The organism is Flavobacterium sp. (assembly GCF_029242675.1).
Classification (GTDB): Bacteria; Bacteroidota; Bacteroidia; order Flavobacteriales; family Flavobacteriaceae; genus Flavobacterium.
In genome coordinates this window covers 1-3,070 of record NZ_JAQWTM010000041.1, presented here as the reverse complement: position 1 = coordinate 3,070, position 3,070 = coordinate 1, and the positions used below count along the sequence as shown (strand labels likewise).

The window sequence follows — 3,070 nt, the reverse complement described above, 5'->3', positions numbered from 1 at the left end:
ATCATATACTTTCTTTTTAAAATTTAAAAGCAACTGTCGCAATTCGAAAACTTCTTCTACTTGCAGTAAACGGCAAATACCCAAATAGGTTATCAAACCGAAAACTCCACTCAAGAGTAATTGTAAAAGTAAACCTTCGGTAATCATTTGAATTAGTACGATTAGCACAGCCATTCCACAAGTGGCAATTAGGACAGGAATCATATCTTTAAATTGTTTAATTGCACCGTACCCAAAAAGTTTACCCGGTAGATAGGCGTTGATTATAAACGATATTGCCGAGGTCATAACATGCCCAATAATCATTGCTTTTACTCCTAGCGGAATGGTAATCACCAGCGCAATTACAGTCATGGGCAATTTACATAAGTCCACTTTTAAATACAAATCAGAACGACCAATCGCATTCAACACATTCATATTAATTGCACTCATGGGTAATAAAACCCTTGCAAATACCATCCATTGCAAGAGTGGAATCAAGGCAACCCACTTATCGGTAAGTAACAAAATCACAATTGGTTTGGCTAACAAAGCGATGAATGTCATCAAGGGAATCGTGCAAAAGGCTGCCATTTTAATCATTCGGCTGTAGACCGAAACCAATCTTTTCCTATCCGTTTGAATCAAGGTGAATATCGGAAAAGTGGTTTGTTGCAAAATAGTTCCAATGGTTCCCGCAGATACATCTGCGAATGTTTTGGCTCTTGTATAATAGCCGAGAGCCGTACTGGGATAGAAACGCCCGATACAAATATTGTAAATATTGTTCAGTGTTTGTGCGTACAAACTCGCCAGCAAAAGCTTGGATCCATAACCAAATAAAGTACGAAAGGAGTCTGTAGAAAATAAAAAAGAAAGTTTCCAATTGCCATACGACCACAAAGCTGCAGATGTAGCTATGGAACTCACAATCATTTGTACTACCAAGGACCAGACTCCAAAGCCATTCAAAGCCATGATTACCCCGAACAAACCTCCAAAAACGACACCTACTACATTACTTTTTGCGATGGATTTAAAGTCCAAGTCTATTGTTAAAATCGTTCTTTGAACAATAGCAAAAGCATTTATAAATAGACTTAATCCTAAAATTCTAGTCAAATCAATGAGCTGTGGTTGACGAAAAAAAGCAGCTATATAAGGTGCTGTAAAAAATAACAAAATGTAAAAAAAAGTACTAATAACTAAATTGAATACAAAGGTTGTTGAGAAATCAATCGCTTTTCGCTCTTGGCTCTGGATCAAGCCCATATTTAATCCGCTTTCAATAACCGTTTGCGATAAGGCGATGAAAATCGCAAGCATACCGATTAAACCAAAATCTTCAGGCATTAATAATCTAGCAAGCACTACTCCTACGATAAATTGCCCAATTTGACTTGCAAATTTATCTAAGGCAGTCCATAGGATTCCTTTTGCAGCAGCTGATTTTAGAGGAGAAATATACATTGGTTTTTTTAGTAGCTTTATAATTTAGTCGCTTTTACAATCGAACATCTACAACTTGACCCGTATAGTCAGATACCACCGTTTGAAGGCTTCGCATAGCAACTAACTCTGGATTTAATAAACTTGATTCGTCCTCATTACCAAAGTTTTTTACTCGCATGGGTGTTTTAGTCCGCTCTGGATTGATACAATTTACCTTGACCCCAAAGGATTCCCATTCTTGCGATATGGCTTGGACAAAATTGACGGTCGCTGCTTTAGCTGAGGAATAAATACTAAAAAAAGCACGTCCTCTGGTGTACGAACTTGAAGTAAAAAACAAGAGATGCCCTTTAGACTTTTTCAAATAAGGCAATGCAGCTAGAGCAATATTTATCATTCCAAGATAATTAGTATTCACGGACTCCGCTATTGCTTGCTGTTTCATTGATGCCAATGGTTCTTTATGCAAGATTCCTGCTGCATTAATGAGGTAATCAATAGTTCCTTCTTGGTTTGAAACCGCTTTTAATGCTTTTTGTACGGCATCAAAATCAGCAATATCAACATTATTTTGAGATCTTGAAAAACAGTGAACTTTAGCACCGTGTTCGAGTGCTAAATCGGCAATACACTGCCCAATTCCTGAATTACCTCCAAAAATTACAAGGACTTTATTAGCAAGATTTTCTTTAGTTAATTCGATGTTTTGCAATTCACCTGATTGCAATTGAAATAGCTTATCCAAAATGTAAGTATCCTCTGGATAGGTCAATTTCATGTTGGCTTCTTCGCCTTCAACTACTACTATTTTTTCAGATGGTACATATTTTTTAACGATTCCACAGTCATCAGTGGCTGCAAAATTCTCATCCAACAGCGCTAATTTATACGCTTGTGCAATCACTTTTTGCTTAAACCCTTGCGGAGTTTGCCCGCGTCGCATTTTACTTCTGTCGGGAATCGCTTTTATAATGGAATCTTCGACTTCGATAATGGTATCAGCTGAATTAATTGCGACATCGACTGCAGCATAACTATCTAGTTTTTTGACCACTTCAGTAATAATCCGTTGACTTACTAACGGCCTAGCGGCATCATGAAATAGTATATTGGAATCTTGAAAATCAGCATAAGCTGTCACTGCTGCATAACTAGAATGGTAGCGCTCCTTTCCTCCTACTAAGATGCGCTTCACTTTTTTCCATTCGTTTTTTATGATCATATCCTCGATCATAAAAATATAATGCTCGTTGACTACAACAGCTATTTCATCAATCCATTCATTTTTTTCAAACGCGGTTACAGCATGCTCCAGCACCATTTTTCCAGCAATTTTGAAAAACTGTTTTGGAAGAGATTTTTCTAATCTGCTTCCTTTACCACCTGCCAAAATAACCGCTATATTCATGTATTGTATTCTGTATATTTTTAATTCGACTCCTTTACAAACAATTCCTTTTCAAGAAATTCTACTATTCTGGATGAAGCAGTTTGCTTATTGGTATTGAAAAGAATCGCATCGACAAAAGCTTTTCGGGCTATCATCATCGTGTCCTGTTCCTGTAAAACTACATTTTCAATAAAGTCAACCAATTGCTGTTGATTTCTAGATTGATAATGTACCTGAATGGCTTGT

General features: G+C 36.9%; 2 protein-coding genes and 1 pseudogene. All 3 read right to left on the bottom strand.

All coding sequences use genetic code 11. The features are described from left to right. Positions 1 to 1,452 (bottom strand): lipopolysaccharide biosynthesis protein (locus P8M54_RS01760; RefSeq protein WP_300284333.1); only part of this gene is annotated, 1,452 nt, incomplete at its 3' end. 34 nt (positions 1,453 to 1,486) lie between these two features. After that, entirely contained in the window at positions 1,487 to 2,842 is a 1,356-nt protein-coding gene (locus tag P8M54_RS01755; RefSeq protein WP_300284330.1) for a bifunctional cytidylyltransferase/SDR family oxidoreductase, read from the bottom strand. Positions 2,843 to 2,862: 20 nt separating this feature from the next. After that, positions 2,863 to 3,070, bottom strand: a pseudogene (locus P8M54_RS01750) (CDP-glycerol--glycerophosphate glycerophosphotransferase); the annotation flags it as partial.

Coding starts and splice junctions, on each gene's coding strand:
- P8M54_RS01755 (WP_300284330.1), bottom strand. CDS start 2,842: ATGAATATAGCGGTTATTTTGGCAGGTGGTAAAGGAAGCAGATTAGAA.